This is a genomic window from Sphingobacterium sp., from assembly GCF_032065005.1.
GTDB lineage: Bacteria > Bacteroidota > Bacteroidia > Sphingobacteriales > Sphingobacteriaceae > Sphingobacterium.
This window is the reverse complement of record NZ_DAMBMM010000009.1, coordinates 104,663-129,329: the sequence shown is the minus strand read 5'-3', so window position 1 is coordinate 129,329 and position 24,667 is coordinate 104,663. Positions and strand designations below refer to the sequence as shown.

Sequence of the window (24,667 nt, the reverse complement as noted above, 5' to 3'; positions counted from 1 at the left end):
AAAAATATGTAATTTTAAAGCTTGAAATAGAGCTTATCCAAATTAATACATTTTACGAATATGGCGATTTATAGATTTAGAGTAACTTTTGAAGACTACGAAGATGTTTACAGAGAGATTGACATGCCTTCAAAAAGTACTTTCTTAGATTTACACACACAGATTCAAAAAAGTACTGGCTACGACCAAGAGCGTTCCTCTTCGTTCTATGTGAGCAATGACCAATGGAAAAAAGGTACGGAGATTGCCTACTTGCCGAACGATAGGAAGAAAGCTGCTGGCGTGTTGATCGTGGAAGATGTTCGTTTGAGTAAATTTATTGATGATCCACATCAAAAGTTTTACTACACCTATAACTTTGACCGTCCGTATGATTTTCATGTGGAATTGATCAAGATCTTGAAAGAAGAGGAGGGAAAAGAATATCCTGCCCTATTCAAGAAAGTGGGTGAAGCACCAAGAAACTTGACTGCTGCAAATTTCCCTGTTACGGCGGATGATGAAGACGATGACGATTTTGTGCCAGAAGATGCAGAGGAATATGGTGTAGATGAGGAGGATGATTATGATATGTTTGATGATGAGGAAGGCGAAGAGTCTGAAGGTGAATCAAACAAGTCTAATGAAGACGAATATTAGGAGTATTCGACGATAAGATTTTAAATAGATGATAGAGCTTCTATCATCTATTTTTTTTATTCTGTAAATAAGTAAAAAGGATGTCCACTGAATTGAATAGGCAAAAAACATTGATCGTAGTCGTTGGGCCTACTGCTGTAGGAAAAACTGCTTTGGCAATCCAATTGGCTAATCATTTTAAAACATCCATCATCTCTGCAGACTCCAGGCAGTTTTACCATGAAATGAGCATAGGGACGGCAAAACCCAATGCTGAGGAATTAGCCCAAGCATCCCATTATTTTATTAATTCCCATTCCATTGCTGATGACTATACGGCCGGTGATTTTGAGCGGGAAGCTTTGATTCGTTTGGCGGTCTTGTTCAAGAGCAGGGATGTGGTGATCGCGGTCGGTGGTTCTGGACTATTTGTGCGGGCACTGACGGAGGGCTTGGATGACCTCCCAAAAGCAGGGGATGATATCCGTGAAAGCCTGAATGAATGGTTTCGAAGGGATGGCTTGGAGCCTTTGAAAGAGCGATTAAAAAAGATCGATCCGGTTTATTATGAGAAGGCGGACATTGACAATCCGCAACGTGTGATCCGTGCCATTGAGGTTTTTGAGGCTTCTGGGAAACCAATCTCTTATTTTATGACCAATCAGAAGGCGGAAAGACCTTTTCAGGTTATTACGATTGGTTTAAATACTGATCGGGAGTGGCTCTATGACCGTATTAATCAAAGGGTGGACCTGATGATGGAGGCGGGATTGTTGGAGGAAGTGAAATCCTTATTGCCGTTCAGGAATAAACCTGCCCTGTTGACCGTAGGCTATGCTGAAATCTTTGATTATCTGGATGGAAACATCAGTTTGGAAGATGCAGTTTCGCAGATCAAGCAGAATTCCAGAAGGTATGCCAAGAGGCAGATTACCTGGTTTAAGAAATATGGTAATACCGTTTGGTTTGAGCCTCAGGCTAAGGAAGAGGTGATCTCATATCTTGAGCAAAGGTTAAAGCAAGAAGGTTAATTATTTTCTTAAAAAGCTTTATATAATAAAAATAGCCCAGAGAGGGCTATTTTCAAATATAGTTTATGCTTCTAGTTTTAGATGTATTAGTCGTTCGGTAAGTATTCATTGATGTATTTGATGTCATCTTCATTCAGTCCATCTTCCGAATCGGTGATGGTCCAAAGAATATCCTGAAGTTTGCCCACTAAAGCATTATAACTTTGATCCACCCTATTATCCTTGTAATATTGTTCAATATTGATTTTCTTGTTCTTTAGTCTATTGATCAGATCATGAAGGCTGGAGGAATTGGAGATAACAGCCAAGTCGTATTTTTCATATTCTGAAGAAGCTGATTTTCTTTCATTTCCACAGTACATATGTAAATCCAGATAAATAGTCTTGTTTGCAGGGATATCGATGCTCACTTTTTTCAAAAGCACACCATTTTGATAGTCTCCAGATCTGGATTTGATAATCAGGCCGGCTGGTAGTTCCAGTTTTTTAGTCGTGGAGGTGCTGTTTTTTAATTTGATTCCCAATCTGACAAAATAACCGCTTCCACGTGAGAAATCAGGAGAAAGATCTGCAGGGACTTCCGCTTTTAATTCGGATGAATTCTTTGCTACCATCGCTTTTTTTGATCTAGCTCTGGCTGTCGTATTTATATCGCCTTCGTATCCAGTGATTTCCCCTTGCAGTTCGATGCCTTCAGGTAGGCTATATTTTTGACCAGTAGGCTCGCCCTCTGTATTCCCAAGTCCTGGTATCTTTCCGGGTTTATCCTCTACAATTTCTTTGTCATTGTCTTTGTCGTCTTTGCTGCAGGAGCTTACTGCGAAAGCTAATACTAAGGATAATAATACGACAAATGGCATGCTGATTTTCTTTTTCATGTTTTTTACAGGATTGATTTTATGTGATGTTTCAAAGGTATTGCTTAATGAAAAAAGGGTAAATACCTGTATTCGGGTAATTCTACTTACTGACTTTGTTACGAAAACCATTTCGCTATTCATGCAATCGATTGATAGCTTGAGGGCTATATGAATTCAGTATATTAGATTCATATAAAACTAAATCGTGAATTGATCTATACCAATGAACAGAATACTAAAACCGATATTCTTTGCAGCATTAAACCTGGCTTTTAGTCAACATTCCTATGCTCAATGGACAGGGCCAAAGGTTAAACCCACAGCGCATACCGAAGTGAAATATGGCTCCCTGACACCTGAGCACCGTACGGATGCCGATATGGAAGCCTTCCGTAACTATGGGCTTGGCCAATTTATCCATTGGGGATTATATGCCATTCCAGGGAATGAATGGGAAGGGGTGAGCGCCAGAAAGGGTGCGGCTGCCTCGGAATGGATCAGGACCTGGTCTGGACCTACTGCGCCAAAGAATTGGAAAGAAACCTATGATAACCTCTATAAAAAGCTTGATCCCAAGGACTTCGATGCCAAGAAATGGGCCAAGCAAGCTAAGTATATGGGGGCAAAATACATGATCTTTACCACCAAGCACCACGATGGTTTTGCTTTGTGGCCAACCAAGTATTCAGGGTACAATATCAGCAAATCACCCTATAAGAAGGATATCGTAAAGGAAGTCGTGGATGCCTATACAGCTGAAGGAATCGATGTATATCTGTATTTCTCCATTCTGGAATGGAACAATCCGGACTATCTTTCCAAGGAGCCCAAGACAGAGGAAGAAAAGAAGAGATACGATCGTTTCCTACAGTACACTAAAAATCAACTGTTGGAACTGTTGGCAAACTATCCCCAGATTAAGGGTTTCTGGTTTGATGGTACTTGGGATCAATCCTGGGTCAAGGCTTATGACTTCACCTACAATCTGGAAAAGGAAATGCGGGCAAAGCATCCAGGTTTGATTATCGGGTCTCGATTTAGAAATGATGAACATGGCAAAAGGCATTTTGATAGCAATGGGAAGATCCTTGGTGATTATGAACAGGGCTGGGAAAGGAAGTTGCCACAGGAATTTGAATGGCTCGATGGCAATGATTGGGATGCGGTGATGACCATTCCTCCGAATGGTTGGGGATATATGAAGGATTGGTCTGGTATCTATACCAAGACCACGGATGACCTGTTGGACATGTTAATGCATACGGTCTCCATGAACGGTAATTTTGTATTGAATTTTGGACCTGATGGTCAAGGGTTGATGCATCCTGAAGAAGATAAGATTGCAAAGGAACTGGGGGAATGGATGAAGGTGAATGCTGAGGCCGTTTACGGGGTGAGACATGTAGACCTTCCAAAAACAAAATTGGGCTATTTAACGCAAAAGGATAAGCATTTATATCTAACGGTATTCAATAGGCCGGTTAACAATATTGCAAGGATTGCTATCCCCAAAAAGGCTACAGAAGTTCCGGTATCAGCAGTATTGCTCTCCAATGGACAGAAGCTGCAGGTCAAGCATGCGGATATTGGGCTTGATCTGGATAAGAATACCTACTACGATGTGATTATTCCAGATGATTTTAAATCAGAGCGAGCATTTGTCATTAAGATGGAAATGGGAGCTCCTGAAACAAAGTCTGAGAAGCTGATGGATGCCAAGATGTAGACTGCGGGTTAATTTTTCTCCTGAATACTGGCTTCGAGATCGCTGAGCTTTTTCTTCGGCTTCTTGACGGTATCATCTTGGCCGGCAAGCTTGTTCCAGATGTTTCTAGACTCTTTGGTCAATAAGGGCGAAATAATGGAAAGTATCAGGACATAGACGACCACAAAGGATTGAATCACGGGCAGTAGCTTACCTGCTTTACCGATGTTGGCCATGATAATGGAGAATTCTCCCCTTGCAGATAGGGTAAAGCCGATGTCCACTGAGTTTTTGGGTTTCAATCCGGAGAAGCGGCTAGCAAAATAACCAGAAGCCACGTTGCCCACAATGGTGATGGCAGCGGCAAATGTTGCCCAGCCTACTGCACCTCCAAGGCTGTACATATCAATGGAAAGACCAAAGCTGAAGAAGAACATGGCACCAAAGAAGTCTTTGAATGGCAAGACCATTCCTTCGATTTTCTTGAGGTATTTGGAGTCTGCAAAAACCAATCCTGCCATCAAGGCTCCGATGGCTTCTGCCACATGTATGGTTTCAGAGAAGCCCGCAATGACAAACAGCAAGCTGAAGATGATCAAGATAAATAACTCCGAGGATTTCTCCTGAAGGAGCTTGTCAATGAATGGGACAAGCTTTCTCCCTAGAATCAGGAAGGATAAGATAAATCCTAAGGCCAATAGGGAAGTCCCAGCAACGGTCCAGAACGATCCGCCACCGGTTAGGATCAACCCTGAGAGGAAGGAAATATGCATGGCGATAAACAGGTCATCAAACATGATCATCCCCATGATTACTTCGGTTTCAGGATTGGCCGTCCGTTTCAGGTCTGTCAGTACCTTGGCTACAATGGCCGTAGAGGAACTGGTCATGATACCACAAAGGACCATCATTTCCTTAAAAGGAAGGTTCATCATCCAACCCACCAAGAGGCCAGAAAAAAAGTTGAGGACGACATAGATGCTACCTCCTGCAACAATGGATTTCCCTGATTTGATGAGCCTACCGACCGAAAACTCTAACCCTAAATAAAATAGGAGAAATAGCACACCCAAGCGCCCCATAAAGTCTATAAAGGGTTTACTTTCGGTGAAGGTCAGAAAGGACCAAACTGAGTCGACAGCTGAGGTTAAGCTCTCGTTGTTGATACTCGCCAGGAAGTCTGCTACGAATTTTGGATAAGATTGGTTGCCCAGTACCATTCCGATCACAATAAAAAAGGGGATCACCGAGAATTTTAGTCTATTGGCAAGTAGGCCAACTGAAGCTACCAATAATACTGCGATTCCTATTTCTATGATGAGGTTACTGTGCATATAATTCTTATAGTAATATTTCCTTTAAAAGTTTGATGTTTTTCTGCTTTCCGGCGATTACCAGGGTGGTTCCCGGAGTAATAACATAGTCGGGTCCTGGGTTAATAACGGTTTCCTCTTCGCGGATAGCGGCGATAATGGAAGCTCCGGTGCGTTGCCTAACTTCCAATTGACCGATACTCTTGTTGACTCCGTCGTTAGACTCGCCAACCTTGTACCATTCAATGCGAAGGTCGTCCAATGCCACCTCAATGGTTTCCAATGCCTTGGGTTTATAGGATAGCCCTCCTAAGATTCCGGCAACCTGACGAGACTCTTCATCCGACAATGTCATCACACAGTGGGTTTCGTTATCTTCATCCTCATGGCGGTATAACTCTCTCCGTCCGTCATCGTGGATGACAACCACCATATTGTCGCCAGCATCAGTTTCAATTTGGTATTTCTTTCCGATACCAATTAGGTCACTTTCTCTAACTATCGACATGATTTCCTTTTATTTAATTAAAAATTAGAAAAATTATTTTTCGTTATCCTCAAATATATCGATTCTGAATGGATTATTCGGCATTAACGATCTTATAACTGCCATCTGGCTTCTGTTCTGGTCGTCCTACCGCGATATTTTTTGAATGGTAAAATAAAAATACCCATCCCTCTGGAGCGCCTGCAGCCCAGTATTCTGCTCTCAGGTCTCTTGCTCTCCGGCCATCAAAATCGTATTTGGCGATAAAGCTCCTGAAGATTTCCTCTGGTTCTGGTAATTCATCTCCCCCAAAGAAAAAATGTTCACCTTCGGTCTCCACATGAAATACCTGATGGAACTCGCTGTGACCGCCTGATAGTTCATATCGTATCTCAGGAGTCAATTGTCCGTCGCCATTCACAAACAGGATATTTCCGCTTCTTTGAAGTACATCAAAAACTTCAGTACGGTAGGAAGGGGATTCGGAACTGTATGCTGCTTCCCATTCTTGTTCCTGGATGACATATTCAGCATTGGGGAATGCCAAGCGTTTTACGCCATCCTTGATGTCCACCATGCCGCTAGCATGGTCCTTATGAAGATGCGACATCAGTACATATCGCACGTCATCAATAGAAAAGCCTAGTTTTTTGATGTTCTCATGGATGACCAACTCGTTGTTTTCATTGCGTAATCCTAGACCGGTATCAAGGACGATAAGGCCGTCTTTTGTTTCAATTAAAAAGGGGTGGACATGAATGAACAGCGATCCGGGTCTATCTTTTGGATCATCTTTTTTTGGGTCGAAGGGGATAAATTGCTTGCTTATATCTACAGAGTAGGAACCTTCAAATAGTGAATGCGCTCGAGCCATTTGTATTTGTTTGTTATCTTGACAGTTATGTGTGCATATCATTTTACATCGGGCTCCTCATTAGGTAAGTCCCCTGATTTAATGTATCTTTACACGTTTATTAGAAGGCAAAGATATGCAAAAAAGGTGGGTGCTGAAACCTAAAAAGAACGTAGAGCAAGCGAAGAAGCTACAACAGGAGCTGGGTGTAAACCATATAATTGCAGAACTTTTAATAAACCGTGAGGTCGAAACCTTTGACCAAGCGAAAGACTTTTTCCGCCCTTCTATCGACAATCTCCACGACCCTTTCCTGATGAAGGATATGGACCGCGCCATAGACCGGATTGAGCGTGCCATCGGGAATAAGGAGAAAATCTTGATCTATGGTGATTATGATGTCGATGGGACCACCGCCGTTTCCGTAGTCTATAGTTTCTTTCGTGACTTCCATACCGGCCTGGAGTTCTATATTCCGGATCGCTATGCAGAAGGATATGGTATTTCCAATAGAGGTATCGATTATGCAAAGGAGAATGGATTCTCGTTGATCATTGCCTTGGACTGTGGTATCAAAGCCGTTGATAAGATTGAATACGCGAATGCCAAGGGCATCGATTTCATTATCGGTGACCATCACTTACCTGGAGATGTGTTGCCGAATGCTGTGGCGGTACTTGATCCTAAGCGAAATGACTGTCCTTATCCCTACAAAGAACTTTCAGGCTGTGGTATCGGATTCAAGATCATACAAGCATTCATCAAGCAAAATGACATGCCGATGGAATTGGCATACCAATACCTGGATTTGGTGGCGGTTAGTATTGCCTCCGATATTGTTCCCATTACAGGAGAAAATAGAATATTGACGCATTTCGGACTGAAAAAGCTGAACAGCAACCCTTGTTGCGGTCTTCAGGCCCTGATCAATCTTTCTACCCATAAATCCGGACATTTTACGGTTAACGATATTGTGTTTCAGATTGGTCCGCGTATCAATGCAGCCGGTAGGATTGACCATGCAAAGGATGCAGTCAAACTATTGATTGCAAAGACATTGGCCGAAGCAGCAGTGTTTTCTGCCAGTGTTGATGATCAGAACAATACCCGTAAGGGCTATGACCTGAAGATTACGGAAGAGGCATTGGCTCTGTTGGATAACAACGCCCACCTGCAAACGAGAAAAACCACCGTTCTATATAAAGAGGATTGGCATAAAGGAGTGATCGGTATCGTCGCATCCCGATTGACGGAACGATATTACCGACCTACCATTATCCTGACGAATACCAATGGTCATATCGCGGGATCTGCAAGATCGGTGCTGGGTTTCGACCTCTATGAGGCCTTGAGTGAATGTAGTGATCTGTTGGATCAATATGGAGGTCATAAATATGCCGCTGGATTAACCATGCCAACCGACAATATCGGTCTTTTTCAACAGCGTTTTGAAGAGGTGGTCAGCAAAAGCATCAAACCGGAGATGCTGCAGCAGGAGGTTTCCATCGAAAAGGAAATCAGACTGGCAGAGATTGATTCTAAATTTTACAGGATATTGCAACAGTTCCAACCTTTTGGTCCTCAGAATGAAGCCCCAACCTTCATCAGCAAAGGGGTGACCATGGGTTACAATGCTTATATCGTAGGCAGTACGCACCTTAAGTTTTCTGTAAAACAGGAGGATTCTACTATATTTGAATGTATTGGATTCGGACTAGGCGAGTATGCAGACCTGATCAATTCGGGAAAAGCCTTTGATATTTGCTTCAGTATAGAGGAAAACTCATGGCGAGGCAAGAAGAATTTGCAATTAAATGTAAAGGCAATTCGATTTTAAAAAATATATTTGCAAATAAGGGTTTATTCACATGATTCTAAGAGCAGAACATTTAATCAAGAAATATAAACAGCGAACAGTAGTAAACGATGTATCCTTCCATGTTGAACAGGGAGAGATCGTAGGTCTTTTAGGTCCAAATGGTGCCGGAAAGACAACTTCATTTTATATGATCGTTGGATTGATTAAACCAAATGATGGTCATGTCTTCTTAGATGATCTCGAAATTACCCAAGACCCCATGTACAAGCGTGCGCAGCGTGGTATCGGTTATCTAGCGCAGGAAGCTTCTGTGTTCAGGAAACTTTCTGTTGAAAACAACATCCTTGCCGTATTGGAAATCCATTATCCCAATAAGGAAGAGCGCAAAGCAAAACTAGAAGAGTTATTGACAGAGTTCAGTCTGCACCGCGTGCGTAAGAACCGTGGTGACCTTTTGTCGGGTGGTGAGCGTAGAAGGACTGAAATTGCCAGAGCCTTAGCTGCCAACCCTCACTTTATCCTTTTGGATGAGCCATTTGCAGGAGTTGACCCCATTGCAGTGGAAGAAATCCAAACGATCGTAGCCAAATTAAAGACCAGAAATATCGGAATCCTCATCACTGACCACAACGTTCAGGAAACTCTTTCCATTACGGATAGAGCATACCTGTTAACGGAAGGGAAGATCATGTTGACCGGTACCCCAGAAGAAATTGCCGACAACGAGCTTGCCCGTAAGTTCTATTTGGGAAGACATTTCGAATTAAGACGTAAAAAATTCTAAATAAAATATAGCATAAAACTAACCTATGGCTTTATTGAATTCTCTTTTTACTTGGATAATGAAAAAGCGGATGCATCAGATTGATCTTTTCATGAAGTATCCCCACGACGTTCAAGATGAATGGTTTCAAAGCCTAATTTCTGCTGCCGAAGCAACAGAATGGGGAAAGAAATACGGCTATAACAGCATTTATACTCCCGAGGAATTTAAAGAAAGGGTTCCCATCCAAGATTATGATGATATCAAGGTGTATGTAGACCGCATGATCAAGGGTGAACAGAACATCCTTTGGCCTTCTGACATCAAATGGTTCGCAAAATCTTCAGGAACGACTTCCGATCGCAGTAAATTTATTCCGGTCAGTATCGAAGCATTGGAGGAGTGCCATTATCAAGGTGGTAAGGACATGCTTTCGATCTATTGCCATAATAAACCTGAAAACAAGGTCTTCACCGGAAAATCCGTTGTCATAGGCGGTTCATCGCAAATCAACAATTTCAGCCCTGATTCCTATTACGGTGACCTGTCATCCATCCTTATCCGCAATCTCCCTTTCTGGGCTGAGTTTAAGCGGACACCGAACATCGAGGTGACCCTAAACCCTAATTTCGAAGAGAAGATTGAACAGATTGCCCAGATTACCATCAAGGAAAATGTAACGAGCTTGGCCGGAGTACCGACCTGGAACATGGTCATGGCAAACCGTATCCTTGAAATTACTGGAAAGGATAATCTATTGGAAGTATGGCCTAATCTGGAATTCTACAGTCATGGTGGCGTTAGTTTCAAGCCCTATAGAGAGCAGTTCAAGAAGTTGGTTCCTTCTGATAACATGTATTATCTGGAGAACTATAATGCCTCCGAAGGCTATTTCGGACTGCAGGACCGTTCCGATTCCGAAGATCTGCTGTTGATGCTGGACTATGGAATCTATTATGAATTCCTTCCAATGGAACAGATCAATGAGGAGCGTCCGAAAACCCTTTGTTTACATGAAGTGGAATTGGGCAAGAACTATGCTTTGATCATCTCCACTAATGCGGGGCTTTGGCGATACAAGATTGGTGATACCATTCGATTTACCTCTTTGTCCCCTTATCGTTTCCAGATCTCAGGAAGGACAAAACAATATATCAATACCTTCGGTGAAGAAGTGATCGTGGACAATGCTGAACAGGCATTGCAGGTCGCGTGTAAAGCTACTGGGGCAACTATCCAAGATTATACGGCTGGTCCGGTCTATTTCAATGACAAGACGGCTGGTGCGCATGAATGGATTATCGAGTTTGAGCAAGAGCCAGATGATTTCCAACGATTTGGCGAAATCCTTGACGCCACGCTCCGAGAGATTAACTCCGACTACGACGCCAAGCGCTATAAAAACATGGCTTTATCCTTTCCTATCATCCATAATGCAGCGAAAGGAAGTTTTTATACCTGGATGAAAAGTAGGGGTAAGTTGGGAGGACAGAACAAAGTTCCTCGATTGGCTAATAGCAGGGAATACCTGGATCCACTATTGAAGTTAATCCAAGCTTCTTAATAATTTTATCATTCTTACCTGAAATAGGCAGATCTGTAGAAGGATGGATAATAAACGTATTATTATTCGGAGCAGCTATTTATCAGGGGCGAATTGCGGTCTTGTACAAATAGATGAAAAAGCCTAGGATAAATTTCCAGACTCCAACTGTCGGAGCGGCTTGAGCATTAAAATCAGTCGATTCTCTTTCCATTTTCGGATTACTTAGTTAAACCTTTAATTATATGCCTTTTATTTTTAGCAAACCATCCATTTTAATTTAGCAGACTGTCCGAAAACAGAAATAAAAATCATCTTTTGCACTTACAATTCTTGGTTAGAAATCCTTTTCAAAGATTTGCTAAAAAGCATAAGCCCTATCCCAAATACTGTACCGAGAAAGAAAACAACCAATAAACAATAAAATTCAGCATTTTAGGACATTCCCTGTATAGCAAACACTATACAGTGATGGATAGGAAAACATACATATTTCATTATAGCTAAAATGCTCGATTCATAAGAAATCTCTGGGGAAGCCCTGAATTTGTGGAGATTGGACGATTATAAATCCACAATTCATTTAAGCTTTTGTTTTTTTTACCTAAATTGCACAGCAATAAATATTCTTTTTGATATGAGTGCCATAGATAATTTCACTATTCAAGTAGAGCCTACCCAACAATCAAGAATTTCGCAAGTAGACTTTGATCATTTAGTTTTTGGAAAAATAATGTCTGACCATATGCTGGTTGCCAATTATGACAATGGGCAATGGGAGGATGTCAAGATAGTGCCTTATGGAAACCTGAGTGTCAGCCCTTCGATGTCTGCCTTGCATTATGGACAGGCCATCTTTGAAGGTATCAAAGGTTATAAATTCCAAGATGGTACCGTGAGTATCTTCCGTCCTGATAAAAACTGGGAGAGATTCAATAAATCTGCAAGAAGACTTGAAATGCCTGAGGTTCCTGAAGAGATCTTCATGGACGGCTTAAAAAAGCTATTGGATGTAGATCGTAACTGGATCCCATCCAAAGAAGGAACTGCCCTTTATATCCGTCCATTTATGTTCGCTACAGAGGCTGCCCTAGGTGTTCATCCATCTAAATCCTACCAATTCATTATCATCACCTGTCCTGTTGGTGCTTACTACAGCAAACCGATCAGTCTAAAGGTAGAAACACATTATACGCGTGCTGCTGAAGGTGGTGTTGGGTTCTCTAAAAACGCCGGTAACTATGCCTTGTCCCTTTATCCTACCCAGTTGGCCAACAACGAAGGATATGACCAGATCATGTGGACAGATGCATTGGAACATAAATACATTGAGGAAGCTGGAACGGCTAACTTGATCTTCCGTATTGGTGATACCATAATCACGCCTCATGGAGACACTATCTTACATGGTGTTACCAGACGTACCATTATGGAACTTGCCGAGAAATGGGGTTATAAGGCCGAGCAGAGAAAAGTTTCTGTACAGGAGCTGATCGATGGAATCAAAGCAGGGGATGTAACAGAAGCCTTTGCTGCTGGTACCGCTGCGACCATTACGCACATTGACAGAATCGGCTTCAATGGCCAAGACTATACCCTTCCTCCGGTAGAAGGTCGTGAATTCTCTAACAAGGTATTGGCGTATCTAAATGATTTGAGATACGGTAAGATCGAAGATCCATTTGGTTGGAACTTTATCGTGAAGTAATTACGAATAATCCTATTCCATAAAAAAGACCGGCACACAGCCGGTCTTTTTTATTGATATAGTTTTATCTTAATCCTCATAACCAAACCTCTTCAGGTAGTTTTTCTTGCTTCTCCAATCAGGGAGCACCTTCACAAAAAGTTCAAGGAAGACCTTTCCGCCAATAAACTCCTCAATATCCTGACGGGCATAGGTTCCGACTTTCTTGATCATGGCGCCTGCCTTGCCGATGATAATGTTTTTCTGCGAATCACGCTCCACGATGATCTCTGCTGCAATACGGGTGATATGAGCCTCTTCCTTGAAAGAAGTTACCACGACCTCCGTACTATAAGGGATTTCCTTGTCATATAGCTTAAATACCTTTTCACGGATAATCTCCGAAACAAAGAAACGCATGCTCTTATCGGTCAGTTCGTCTTTCTCGTAATAGGGTGGGTGCACCGGCAATTTACTTTTGATATAAGCCATGACCGCTTCCACATTATAGCCTAGCAAAGCCGAAATAGGGAATACCGTATCCGGATTGATCTTTTCTTCCCAGAATGCAATCTTGGCTTTCACCTCTTCTTCCGAAGATTTATCCACTTTGTTGATGATCACCGCCACTGGAGAACTGGTGTTCCTTAATTTTTCCAGCACGTCGTTTTCATCATATTTTTCGTGGATATCTGTAACAAATAAAATAACATCAGCATCGATCAATGAACTCATAACAAAGTTCATCATGGACTCTTGAAGGTCATAATTTGGTTTTATTACCCCAGGGGTATCAGAAAAAACAATCTGATAGTCTGCATCGTTGACAATTCCGATGATACGGTGTCTAGTTGTCTGAGCCTTAGGGGTTATGATGGACATCTTTTCACCCACTAGGGCATTCATCAAGGTCGATTTACCCGCATTAGGTTTACCGATGATACTCACGAATCCTGCTTTATGTGACATTATTTGATTTTTTATTTGTTTTACAAAGAAACAAATAATATCTTTGTGCTCCAATTCGGAGATAGTATAATCTACTTTTAACAAATACCAACGTAGATTTCTAGAAAATATATTGCGGGGTGGAGCAGTTGGTAGCTCGTCGGGCTCATAACCCGAAGGTCATCAGTTCGAGTCTGGTCCCCGCTACTAAAAACAAAAAAGGATTGAGCGCGAGGCTCAATCCAAAAGAAATTCTAAAATACATTGCGGGGTGGAGCAGTTGGTAGCTCGTCGGGCTCATAACCCGAAGGTCATCAGTTCGAGTCTGGTCCCCGCTACTACTCAGGTTTCAATCGAAAGATTGGAACCTTTTTTTTTGTCTAGACATTAGACACAAGACACAAGACATACGAACTTTCTGGGGTCTAGTTATATCGGTGTCATGGGTATAAGGTCATGACTGAGGTATTGTTTGATATTGGTCTGCATTTTATTTGAACCAGGATTAAAAGAGTTGGAGGATGCACCAAGATCACCTCACAAAAAAGGAGCTGTTTTTAACAGCCCCTTCAAAAAATGGAAATACACTTATATGTTTTGAAAATCCAGTCATTATCCATTTGAAACGTCTGAAATTTCTCCTGTCTAATGTCTGTTGACTAGTGTCTGACGTCTTTTGTCTAGTGTCTTATTTAGGCTGTGGCATAAACCGCCTCCTTGCTTTCCAGTACCGATGTGCCCATCAGGTATTCATCAACCTTTCTAGCGCATTCTCGGCCCTCAGAAATGGCCCATACGACCAAAGATTGCCCCCTTCTCATATCGCCAGCTACAAATACTTTGTCCACACTGGTTTTATATTCCGTTTCCGTAGCCTCTACATTCCCTCTATCGGTTGTTTTTACACCCAACTGGGTCAAGAGACCTTCATGCTGAGGATGTAAGAAGCCCATGGCCAAGGTCACCAATTCGCAAGGGATTTCACGTACTGATCCTTCCACTTCCTTAAAGGATAGCGGTCTACCGGAAGGGTCCAATTCCCATTCCAGGTCAACGATCAATGCTGCCCTTAAGTTTCCTGCTTCATCCCCTAAAAACTCCTTGGTGCTGATGCTCCAATGGCGTTGGCAACCTTCCTCATGCGAAGTGGTGGTTTTCAACAGCATCGGATAGCTTGGCCAAGGCATGGCCTCCGTACGAGCAGTAGGAGGGGTTGGCATCAGCTCAAATTGTGTTACTGATTTCGCTCCATGTCTATTGGAAGTTCCGACACAGTCTGAACCCGTGTCTCCACCGCCGATAACCAATACGTTTTTATCTTTGGCATGGATCTCCTCCACTTCAATTGGAGAACTGCCCACGCGCTTGTTCTGTTGTTTTAGGAATTCCATGGCGTAATGAACACCCTTCAGTTCCCTGCCAGGTATATTCAGATTCCTAGGAATCGTTGAACCTCCAGCCAATACAATGGCATCAAACTCATCCAGCTCGCTTGCAGGGACATTGTTGCCCACTTCGGCATTGGTCCTGAATTCTACGCCTGACTGCTCCATGATCTCGACACGGCGATCGATGACCGATTTGTCCAATTTGAAATCTGGAATGCCATATCGCAACAGACCACCGATTTTATCATCCCTTTCATACACAACCACATCATGCCCAGCTTTGTTCAACTGTGCAGCTGCTGCAAGTCCGGAAGGACCCGAACCAACCACGGCTACACGTTTTCCGGTCTTCAGATAGCTCCTGTTCGGTTTCACATAGCCTTTTTTATAGGCAATCTCGATGATGTGCTTCTCAATTTCCTCAATGGCTACCGGGTTTTTGTTGATCCCCAATACACATGCCGATTCACAAGGAGCAGGACAGATCCTACCAGTGAATTCTGGGAAGTTATTGGTGGAAGAAAGGATCTGGTAGGCCTCCTCCCAATTGCCATCATAGACGGCATCGTTAAATTCCGGTATCACATTCCCCAGCGGACATCCTGAATGGCAGAATGGAATTCCGCAGTTCATGCAACGTGCCGCCTGTTTATTTAACTGTTCCTCGCTGAACGAATGAACAAACTCTTGATAATTCTGCTTTCTGCTTTCCACAGCATCTTTCTGAGGAAGCGCTCTTTCAAATTCTAAAAATCCTGTTGGTTTTCCCATGATGATGTTCCTCCTTGATTATGCCGTTACTAATTTTTTGTTCACCACATTCTTGTACTCTCTTGGGTACACTTTGATGAAGCGGTTCTTTTCCGTTACCCAATTATCCAAGATAAAGCTGGCCCGCTCACTTTTGGTCAGGTGGATATGGCGCTTCAGCAAGGCGATGATGGCAGTTTCATCCTCGGTTTCCAATGGGTCCAGGTCAACCATTTCCTTGTTGCAGTTTTCTTTGAAGGTGCCCGCAAGGTCATAGATCCATGCGATACCGCCACTCATTCCTGCCGCAAAGTTCCTTCCGGTCTCGCCTAAGATCAAGGCCCTTCCGCCGGTCATGTATTCACAACCGTGGTCACCAACTCCTTCTACTACAGCAGTCGCTCCCGAATTTCTTACCGCGAAACGCTCTCCGGCCATTCCATTGATAAATAGGTGGCCAGAAGTCGCACCATACAGGGCCACATTGCCGATAATGATATTGTCCTGTGGTACCAAATTACTTTCCTTCGCAGGATATATAGCCAACTGTGCTCCTGAAAGCCCTTTCCCTACGTAGTCATTAGCTTCGCCTTCCAGTTCAAAGGAGATTCCCTTGGTATTGAATGCGCCAAAGGACTGTCCGGCAGACCCTTCGAACTTAAAGTTGATCGTATTGTCCGGAAGGCCTTCTGAACCATAGATCTTCGAGATCTCATTGGATAATAGGGTACCGATGGTTCGATCGGTGTTTTTCACCTTAAAGGTTCCAAAAACTGGAGTCTTAGTTTCCAGCGCCAATTTTGATTGGTTCAATAATCCCCAATCCAAGATCATGCTCATGCCATGGTCTTGTTCTTCCGTATTGTACAGGGTTTCTCCGTTTGCGTTTGGAGCTACATGTAATATGCCCGAGAAGTTGATTTTATTTACTTTCCAATGGCCTAGGTTTTCTCTTTTCTTCAGGAATTGAGCTTTACCAACCATTTCATTGATGGATTTAAATCCTAAGTCTGCCATGATCTCGCGCATTTCTTCCGCCAAAAAGCGGAATAGGTTCACGACATCGTCCGGTTTTCCGGTGAATAGCTTTCTCAGTTCCGGATCTTGGGTTGCAACACCTACCGGGCAGGTATTCAGATGGCATTTCCGCATCATGATACAGCCGCCAGCTACCAGCGCTGCAGTGGCAACGCCCCATTCTTCAGCGCCTAATAAAGTGGCGATCACCAAGTCTCTACCGGTCTTCATCTGTCCGTCTGCTTGCAATACCACACGGCTTCTCAGTTTGTTCAGTACAAGAGTCTGATGGGCTTCGGCCAGGCCTAGTTCCCAAGGTAGACCTGCATGTTTGATGGAGCTGATTGGAGAGGCTCCAGTTCCGCCATCATAACCTGCTATCAGGATTACGTCGGCATGGGCTTTGGCAACACCTGCTGCAATGGTACCTACACCAGCTTTCGACACCAATTTTACATTGATGCGCGCTTGTCTGTTGGCATTCTTCAGGTCGAAAATCAATTGTGCCAAATCCTCGATGGAATAGATATCATGGTGTGGCGGCGGGGAGATCAGGCCTACTCCAGGTGTAGAGTGTCTCACTCGCGCGATCCAATCATCTACTTTATGTCCCGGTAGCTGTCCACCTTCTCCTGGTTTTGCACCTTGTGCCATTTTTATCTGTAATTCATCCGCTTGGGTCAGGTAATTGGATGTTACCCCAAAGCGTGCTGATGCAACCTGTTTGATTGCCGAACGCATGGAATCTCCGTTCGGTAATTTTTGATAGCGAATTTCATCTTCACCACCTTCACCTGTATTGGACTTCCCGCCGATGCGGTTCATCGCAATGGCCAAGGTACTGTGGGCCTCATGCGAAATCGATCCGAAGGACATTGCGCCAGTGGCAAAGCGTTTCATGATTTCGCTCGCCGGTTCCACCTGATCGATGGAAATCGGACTTCTATGTTTTGCAAAATCCAACAATCCCCTCAAAGTGAACATACGTTCCTTTTGGTTGTTGATCAGTGTTGCATATTTCTTGTAGGTAGAAAAATCATCTGTCCTGCAGGCCTGTTGCAACAAATGCACGGTCTGCGGATTCCATAAGTGACCTTCACCTCTTCTTTTCCATTGGTAGATACCACCTTCCGGCAATAGGGTAGGTGCCGATCTGCTGTTTTCAAATCCGCGCCAATGTTTTGCCAAGGCTTCCTTAGCGATATCATCCAGGTTCAGGCCGCCAATCCTGGAGACCGCGCCACAGAAGTAGCTGTCCACGACTTGGCTGTCGATACCAAGTACCTCAAAGATCTGGGCACCATGGTAAGACTGCAGGGTTGAAATACCCATCTTCGAGAAGATCTTCAACAAACCGTTGCATACCGCCTTTACATAGTTCTTTTTCAGGTCATCCCAGGTCAGTTCAGTTTCCAGATGGCCGATCTCTTTCATGGTCCGGATACTCGCCAATGCCATATATGGGTTGATGGCCGTAGCTCCGAAAGCCAATAGACAGGCAAAATGATGAACTTCCCATGCATCTCCAGCTTCAACGACCAAACCTACCGCGCCACGGTTACCCGTTTTGATCAGGTGGTGGTGTACTGCAGAAACCGCTAATAGAGAGGGGATGGCACAGTGCTGTGAGTCGATCGCCCTGTCAGACAGGATGATCACTTCAAACCCATCACGAACGGCATCGTCTGCATAGCGGCAAAGCCTTTCCAGACCAGCTTCCAGGGAACCTTCTTTTCCGTCTGCACGGAAATAACTCTGAATGGTTTTCGCTTGGAATACACCGGTGTCGATGGAGCGTAGTTTCTCCAATTCACTGGATGTCAGGATCGGATGTTCCAGGGTTACACAATGGCAGAATTTCTTGTCTTCCACCAAAATATTGCCGGAGTTTCCGATAAAGGTTGCCAAGCTCATCACCAAACGTTCGCGGATCGGGTCGATCGGTGGATTGGTAACCTGAGCAAAGAATTGCTTGAAATAACTTGAGATATGCTGTGGCTGATCAGAAAGGACGGCCAATGGAACGTCCGTTCCCATAGAACCGATCGGTTCATAGCCGGTCAAGGCCATTGGGGTCAGTATCGTTTCGAGGTCCTCCCGAGAATAGCCGAAGGATAATTGATATTTGAATACAGATTCCTTGGACAGGTAGGTAAAGGTTACCCTTGGTTCCGCCAATTCCTCTAATTTGATTTTATAGTTGTTGATCCATTCTCCATAAGGTTGTTGACGGATCAGTTCGCCTTTTACCTCTTCATCCGAACGGATCTTTCCAGCCTCCATATCTACCACGAAGATCTTGCCCGGTTGCTGTCTTCCTTTTTTGATGATCAAGGCTTCATCAATTGGCAATGCACCAGCTTCTGAAGCGACCACCACACGGTCATCTGAAGTTACTGCGTAGCGTAATGGTCGCAGACCGTTACGGTCTAAGGTCGCACCGATGATTTTTCCATCGGTAAAACATAATGCTGCCGGACCGTCCCATGGCTCCATCAAGGTCGCATGGTATTCATAGAATGCTTTTTTCAGTGGATCCATCTGCTCGTTGCCATCCCATGCCTCTGGTACCAACATCAACATAACATGTGGCAAGCTGCGGCCACTGTGAAGCAAGAGCTCCACCACATTGTCCAAACATGCCGAGTCTGACTGTCCGCGGTCTACTACCGGCAATAGGATTTCCATCTCCTCTTCGGTAAAGAATGGGGATGAATAAGCCCTTACACCAGCGTAAAACCAGTTTAAGTTTCCGGTCAGGGTGTTGATCTCCCCATTGTGCGCAATCATGCGGAAGGGTTGAGCCAATGACCATGAAGGGAAAGTATTGGTCGAGAACCTAGAGTGGACCAAGCCAAATGCCGATACCACACGCGGATCCCTTAGGTCTTCAAAATATGACCCTACCTGATAAGTAGTTAATTGTCCTTTGTAAATTATGGTTTTGCAAGATAGAGAAGCGATATAGAGTGGAAGGGGGTACTCTTGGTGAAGTTTGATTTTTTGGATGATTAAGCGTCTCAAGACAAATAATTTCCGTTCAAAATCTTCGGTGTTTGCCACCCCTGCCGGCCTGGAGATGAAGAACTGAACGATTTCTGGTTCTGCACCTAAGGCGGTAGGACCTATGCCTTCTCGATTTACCGGAACAGCTCGGAACCCCAATAGTTCCATGCCCCTTTCATGTGCAGCTTCGGCAATGACATCACGGCAGATTCGGTTCATGCTTTCCTCCTTCGGGAGAAACAACATCCCTACTCCATAATATCCTGGTTCCTGAAGTTGGATACCCAACTCAATACATTCTTCCCAAAGAAATTCATGAGGTAACTGGATCATGATCCCCGCGCCGTCGCCCGACTCTGGATCGCAACCACAAGCTCCACGGTGTTCCATGTTCTCTAACATGGTAAGTGCATCTTTAACCTGTTGATGTGACTTCTGACCCTTGATGTGGGCTACAAATCCAACACCACAGGCATCGTGCTCAAACGCTGGGTTGTAAAGTCCTTCTTGCTGCATTGTAATATGATAATTAGATAAAATAACAAACGAGTTTGCTAATATATGAATAAAAACATAAAATATTTGCAATAATGATAAAAAATAATCAAAAACGTTGAGGTTAATATAAATTTAACGCTGTTTGATAAATGAAATTGTATTTGTTTCGCCATTTGCTTATAAAAATGGAATATCATTCGTTACATTTGCTATTTGAACTAATAAATTATGTTGATCAAAGAAATTGAAATTTATAGGTTGAGTATTCCCATGGAACCCTTTGTCATTGCAACGGGTGTGATGGAGTTTGCTCAGAACACTTTTGTAAAGGTTATCTCGGATGAAGGCCTTAACGGAGTGGGTGAATGTTCTGCCTTTCCGATGATTGTTGGGGAAACACAAAATACCTGTATCGCTGTGGCCCAGGATTTTGCAAAGATCTGGATCGGTAAGGACCCTTTGGCAATTGAAGAGCGATTGGCCGAACTGCATCTGTACATTGCCAAAAACGCCACCATTAAATCGGCCTTTGATATGGCCCTTTATGACCTAGCTGCTAAGAAAGCAGGTGTGCCACTTTATCAATTCCTGGGTGGAAAGCCAAGAGAGATTGTAACGGATATTACCATTGGTATCGCTAGCCCGGAACAAATGGCGGCTAAAGCAAAGGACCTGCACGATCATGGTGCCGTTGCCTTAAAAGTAAAATTGGGTAAGAAACCGCAGGATGATATTGCCCGCATTAAAGCCATCCGACAAGCTGTTGGCTTTGATATCCCTATCCGGATTGATGCCAACCAGGGCTGGAGCTATGAAGAGGCCTTGGAAGCATTAAAAGGGCTTGAACCTTTGAAAATCCAATTCTGTGAACAGCCCATGCGTACCTATAACGATCATCTATTGCCCCAGTTGAGGTCTGAAACCATCGTTCCGATCATGGCAGATGAGTCTGTCTATGACCATCACGATGCTGAGCGCTTGTGCAGGACAGACAGTTGTGACTATATCAATATTAAGTTCTCCAAATCTTCGGGCATTGCGGAATCCTTAAAGATCCAGGCGGTTGCGCAAGAATTTGGTATCCCATGTATGATCGGTGGCATGTTGGAAAGCCGTTTGGCACTTGCCGCGAAGACACATTTTGCATACGCTGCACCTAACGTGAAATTCTTTGACCTGGATACCTGCATGGTAGGACATCTTGAGGACCCTGTTATTGGCGGAATTCAATATGATGGCTATTCCATCAAGATTACCGAAGGACCAGGTATTGCAGCGGATATTGACCCCTCATTTCTGGAGAAATGTGATAAATGGACAATTTCCTAAAATCGAACCGATATGCTGAATAATGACACCTGGAACCTAGGAACAAATGAGATTATCATCTTGTTTATCCTGATCGTAATTGTCGTTTTTTTCTTTTGGCTTTTTTCCAAGCTGTTAAAGAGAAAGTAACAAGCAATATTTTATAAGAAAAAACAGCTCCAATTACTTTATGATTGGAGCTGTTTTTCTTCTGACCAGCTCGGTCCGCAATCAAGCTCATCACGCAGGCTGATTTTTCCAGTTCAAATTCTAATCTTTTTAGGGGTTTCATTCGAGACACATTCGAGAGATATTCGAAAAAGCTTCGGAGATCGGAGCACGTTGCTAGCTCCATCGTTTTGGTCATTTTGCGAATTTTCGGAATATGTCTCGAATAAAATCAACTTATAACCTCAGAATTTTCATTGCCGGTTAGGATTTAAAAATACTTCAAATGAAAAGAAGGGATTACTGTTTTGGGCTGTCTCCACTTGCTTGAGCCTTTAGTTTGGTCATTTCATAGCCTCCAAGTCTAATTAAGAGCATTTTTTAACATTTGTTAAAAAACAGGCTTATAAGCGGGATTAACTGCTTTTTTGAAAGCCTATCGAATGGATATTATTATGGCTTCCGCTCAAATTTCTTTGATTGCGGGAGATTTGGGGCGTTTAGCACGCATAGCGCTCAGTAATTCTTGAATAAATCAGTACCTTTGTGAACATTTATTTGAATATAAGATTATGAGTACACAAAGAGGTCCTATTTCTCAATTTATTGAGAAAAACTATCTTCACTTCAATGCCGCTTCCTTAGTTGATGCCGCAAAAGGTTATGAAACCCACCTAGCAGAAGGTGGTAAAATGTTGGTTTCATTAGCAGGTGCGATGAGTACTGCTGAGCTTGGAATTTCATTAGCCGAAATGATCCGTCAGGACAAAGTGGCTATCATTTCCTGTACTGGTGCAAATCTGGAAGAGGACGTGATGAACTTGGTAGCGCACTCACACTATAAACGTGTTCCTAACTACCGTGATCTTACTCCTCAAGACGAATGGGAATTGTTAGAAAACCATTACAACCGTGTTACTGACACCTGTATCCCTGAAGAAGAGGCTTTCAGAAGATTGCAAGTTCACCTTGAAAAAGTATGGAAAGATGCTGAAGCTGCTGGCGAACGCTATTTTCCACATGAATTCTTATACAAAGTAGTATTATCTGGCGTTTTGGAACAACATTATGAAATTGATCCTAAAAACTCTTGGATCTTGGCTGCTGCAGAAAAAAACATTCCTATCATCGTACCGGGATGGGAAGACTCAACTACAGGTAATATCTTTGCTTCATATGTCATCAAAGGTGAATTGAAAGCACATACAGTGAAAACTGGTATTGAATACATGATCTATTTGACAGAATGGTACCGTGCTAACTCAGGTGGTAAAGGTGTAGGTTTCTTCCAGATCGGTGGTGGTATCGCTGGTGACTTCCCAATCTGTGTGGTTCCCATGATGTACCAAGATCTTGAATGGCATGATGTTCCTTTCTGGTCATACTTCTGCCAAATCTCGGATTCAACAACTTCTTATGGTTCTTATTCTGGTGCTGTACCAAATGAGAAAATCACTTGGGGTAAATTGGATACCGAATCTCCTAAGTTCATCGTAGAGTCAGATGCAACGATCGTGGCTCCATTGATTTTTGCTTGGGTATTAGGTCAATAAGATAATTACAACGGCGCAAGGAATTAGGATGGACAAGAACCTTACAACAGATAACCCTATAGCGATTCAGGCCTTGATGTCTGAAACGGTATTTGCTATCCCAGGTTCTGTCATGCCCATCGTAGAAACCCAAACCGTTGGAAGCCAACATACATCTCCTCAGCAAGGGCATTTTGAGGCCTCTGCTGAGGAGTTTGTTTATCAAGGGGACAAGTCGACCGGTGTGCTGTTTATCCTGCGTTATCCGGACTATCCTTACTTCTCCCCACAGGCAGAAGAAGCATTCTTGAAAACCATCGGTGCCCTCCAATTGAATGCGGATAATGTTGCGGTGCTGAATCTGGCAAACCCGCACAACCCCAATGAGTGGAAGCAGATCATGCAGTTTTTCCAACCCAAGAAAATTACGCTTTTAGGTGTGGAACCTACCTCGCTAAAGCTTCCTGAAATCGGCCATAACTCCTATATGCGCGGCAAGATCGCGACCGTGTTCAATACCTTCAGCTTTGAAGAGATGTTTGCTGATGTCCAGAAAAAGAAACTGTTCTGGAATGAGTTCAAGACCTTTATTCAATCCTAGTTTTTCCCATTTTTCTTTCTTCCTTTCTTGATTGCTTAAATAGAATGTTATTTTTGAAGCTTAAATTTAGAGCTATGGAATTGGTATTTGCTACGAACAATGCGCATAAACTGGAAGAAGTACAACAGATGGTGGGAGATAAGTTTGTCTTGAAATCATTGGCTGATATAGGTTGTGACGATGATATTCCCGAAACTGGGGTTACTTTCCAGGAGAATGCCCAACAAAAAACAGATTACCTATTCCAAAAATACCAAGTGGATTGTTTCGGAGATGATTCGGGTTTAGAAATTGACGCCTTGAATGGGGAGCCAGGGGTATATTCTGCACGCTACTCAGGATCTAGGGATATGGAAAAAAACATTGACCTGGTTTTGGAAAACCTACAAGACCAAGAAAACCGCAGGGCGAGATTCAAAACGGTTATATCCCTGTTCTTAGATGGAGAGCAGCATTTCTTTGAAGGCACTGTAGAGGGAAGGATCATTGCAGGTAGGACAGGAACGGCGGGCTTCGGTTATGATCCCATCTTTATTCCGGATGATTATGAAAAGACCTTTGCGGAAATGAGTCTGGAAGAGAAAAACAAGATCAGTCATCGCTCGCAAGCCGTGGCTAAGCTGGTTGGTTTTTTAAACTCAAAAGAATAAATATTAATTTAAAAATAATTTACGATTTTCGGGTATGTTAAGCATCATGGTTTTTTCACATGGTAACAAACTCTTAACATAATTATGCAACAAAATCCATTTTTGTTGGAGAATAGGCGGAG

The 24,667-nt window shown here is 43.2% G+C and carries 19 protein-coding genes and 2 tRNA genes; 13 read left to right on the top strand and 8 right to left on the bottom strand.

What is annotated here, in order from left to right; all coding sequences use genetic code 11:
- Positions 1 to 60: 60 nt before the first annotated feature.
- Both RT138_RS14660 and miaA read left to right on the top strand, forming a co-directional pair.
- Positions 61 to 639, top strand: coding sequence for an IS1096 element passenger TnpR family protein (locus RT138_RS14660; protein WP_313191283.1), 579 nt, complete (start codon positions 61 to 63; stop codon positions 637 to 639).
- Positions 640 to 719: 80 nt separating this feature from the next.
- Positions 720 to 1,649 carry a tRNA (adenosine(37)-N6)-dimethylallyltransferase MiaA gene (miaA, locus tag RT138_RS14655; protein ID WP_313191282.1) on the top strand — a complete coding sequence of 310 codons (930 nt, stop codon included), beginning with the start codon at positions 720 to 722 and terminating at the stop codon, positions 1,647 to 1,649.
- 86 nt (positions 1,650 to 1,735) lie between these two features.
- Here the strand turns inward: miaA and RT138_RS14650 are convergent, their stop codons facing one another.
- Complete coding sequence (locus tag RT138_RS14650) at positions 1,736 to 2,527, bottom strand: hypothetical protein (RefSeq protein ID WP_313191281.1); 792 nt, start codon at positions 2,525 to 2,527, stop codon at positions 1,736 to 1,738.
- Positions 2,528 to 2,732: 205 nt separating this feature from the next.
- On the opposite strand from RT138_RS14650, the gene RT138_RS14645 reads away from it, so the two are divergent.
- Complete coding sequence (locus tag RT138_RS14645) at positions 2,733 to 4,235, top strand: alpha-L-fucosidase (RefSeq protein ID WP_313191280.1); 1,503 nt, start codon at positions 2,733 to 2,735, stop codon at positions 4,233 to 4,235.
- Positions 4,236 to 4,243: 8 nt separating this feature from the next.
- Here the strand turns inward: RT138_RS14645 and RT138_RS14640 are convergent, their stop codons facing one another.
- The 3 genes from RT138_RS14640 to RT138_RS14630 all read right to left on the bottom strand — a co-directional run bounded on the left by RT138_RS14640 (position 4,244) and on the right by RT138_RS14630 (position 6,888).
- A complete protein-coding gene (locus RT138_RS14640) occupies positions 4,244 to 5,548 on the bottom strand; it encodes a cation:proton antiporter (protein WP_313191279.1) in 1,305 nt (434 codons plus the stop codon).
- 7 nt (positions 5,549 to 5,555) lie between these two features.
- Positions 5,556 to 6,035, bottom strand: coding sequence for a cation:proton antiporter regulatory subunit (locus tag RT138_RS14635; protein ID WP_185211253.1), 480 nt, complete (start codon positions 6,033 to 6,035; stop codon positions 5,556 to 5,558).
- 73 nt (positions 6,036 to 6,108) lie between these two features.
- Complete coding sequence (locus RT138_RS14630; RefSeq protein WP_313191278.1) at positions 6,109 to 6,888, bottom strand: MBL fold metallo-hydrolase; 780 nt, start codon at positions 6,886 to 6,888, stop codon at positions 6,109 to 6,111.
- Between the two features lie 115 nt (positions 6,889 to 7,003).
- On the opposite strand from RT138_RS14630, the gene recJ reads away from it, so the two are divergent.
- The 4 genes from recJ to RT138_RS14610 all read left to right on the top strand — a co-directional run bounded on the left by recJ (position 7,004) and on the right by RT138_RS14610 (position 12,700).
- Positions 7,004 to 8,704 carry a single-stranded-DNA-specific exonuclease RecJ gene (gene recJ, locus RT138_RS14625; protein WP_313191277.1) on the top strand — a complete coding sequence of 567 codons (1,701 nt, stop codon included), beginning with the start codon at positions 7,004 to 7,006 and terminating at the stop codon, positions 8,702 to 8,704.
- Between the two features lie 31 nt (positions 8,705 to 8,735).
- Positions 8,736 to 9,470, top strand: a complete 735-nt coding sequence (gene lptB, locus RT138_RS14620; protein ID WP_185211250.1) for an LPS export ABC transporter ATP-binding protein — start codon at positions 8,736 to 8,738, stop codon at positions 9,468 to 9,470.
- 25 nt (positions 9,471 to 9,495) lie between these two features.
- A complete protein-coding gene (locus RT138_RS14615; RefSeq protein ID WP_313191276.1) occupies positions 9,496 to 11,013 on the top strand; it encodes a GH3 auxin-responsive promoter family protein in 1,518 nt (505 codons plus the stop codon).
- A 616-nt stretch (positions 11,014 to 11,629) separates the two neighbouring features.
- Complete coding sequence (locus RT138_RS14610) at positions 11,630 to 12,700, top strand: branched-chain amino acid aminotransferase (RefSeq protein WP_313191275.1); 1,071 nt, start codon at positions 11,630 to 11,632, stop codon at positions 12,698 to 12,700.
- A 69-nt stretch (positions 12,701 to 12,769) separates the two neighbouring features.
- On the opposite strand, the gene era is transcribed toward RT138_RS14610, so the two are convergent.
- Positions 12,770 to 13,648: a GTPase Era gene (era, locus tag RT138_RS14605; protein WP_185215929.1), complete on the bottom strand. Its 879-nt coding sequence runs from the start codon at positions 13,646 to 13,648 to the stop codon at positions 12,770 to 12,772.
- Between the two features lie 113 nt (positions 13,649 to 13,761).
- Between era and RT138_RS14600 the strand changes: the two genes are divergently transcribed.
- Both RT138_RS14600 and RT138_RS14595 read left to right on the top strand, forming a co-directional pair.
- Positions 13,762 to 13,834, top strand: a tRNA-Met gene (locus RT138_RS14600).
- A 58-nt stretch (positions 13,835 to 13,892) separates the two neighbouring features.
- A tRNA-Met gene (locus tag RT138_RS14595) sits at positions 13,893 to 13,965 on the top strand.
- A gap of 354 nt (positions 13,966 to 14,319) precedes the next feature.
- Here the strand turns inward: RT138_RS14595 and RT138_RS14590 are convergent.
- The gene (locus RT138_RS14590) at positions 14,320 to 15,786 is read right to left on the bottom strand and encodes a glutamate synthase subunit beta (RefSeq protein ID WP_313191274.1); all 1,467 of its coding nucleotides are present in this window, start codon (positions 15,784 to 15,786) and stop codon (positions 14,320 to 14,322) included.
- Between the two features lie 18 nt (positions 15,787 to 15,804).
- Positions 15,805 to 20,304 carry a glutamate synthase large subunit gene (gene gltB / locus RT138_RS14585; protein WP_313191273.1) on the bottom strand — a complete coding sequence of 1,500 codons (4,500 nt, stop codon included), beginning with the start codon at positions 20,302 to 20,304 and terminating at the stop codon, positions 15,805 to 15,807.
- Positions 20,305 to 20,514: 210 nt separating this feature from the next.
- Between gltB and RT138_RS14580 the strand changes: the two genes are divergently transcribed.
- Positions 20,515 to 21,615, top strand: coding sequence for a dipeptide epimerase (locus RT138_RS14580; protein WP_313191272.1), 1,101 nt, complete (start codon positions 20,515 to 20,517; stop codon positions 21,613 to 21,615).
- 64 nt (positions 21,616 to 21,679) lie between these two features.
- On the opposite strand, the gene RT138_RS14575 is transcribed toward RT138_RS14580, so the two are convergent.
- Complete coding sequence (locus tag RT138_RS14575) at positions 21,680 to 21,886, bottom strand: hypothetical protein (protein ID WP_313191271.1); 207 nt, start codon at positions 21,884 to 21,886, stop codon at positions 21,680 to 21,682.
- Between the two features lie 448 nt (positions 21,887 to 22,334).
- On the opposite strand from RT138_RS14575, the gene RT138_RS14570 reads away from it, so the two are divergent.
- From RT138_RS14570 to RT138_RS14560, 3 genes are all read left to right on the top strand, one after another.
- Entirely contained in the window at positions 22,335 to 23,315 is a 981-nt protein-coding gene (locus tag RT138_RS14570) for a deoxyhypusine synthase family protein (RefSeq protein WP_185211243.1), read from the top strand.
- 28 nt (positions 23,316 to 23,343) lie between these two features.
- On the top strand, positions 23,344 to 23,895 hold the full coding sequence (locus RT138_RS14565; protein WP_313191270.1) for a hypothetical protein: 552 nt from the start codon (positions 23,344 to 23,346) through the stop codon (positions 23,893 to 23,895).
- Positions 23,896 to 23,969: 74 nt separating this feature from the next.
- Positions 23,970 to 24,545: a non-canonical purine NTP diphosphatase gene (locus RT138_RS14560; protein WP_313191269.1), complete on the top strand. Its 576-nt coding sequence runs from the start codon at positions 23,970 to 23,972 to the stop codon at positions 24,543 to 24,545.
- Positions 24,546 to 24,667: the final 122 nt, after the last annotated feature.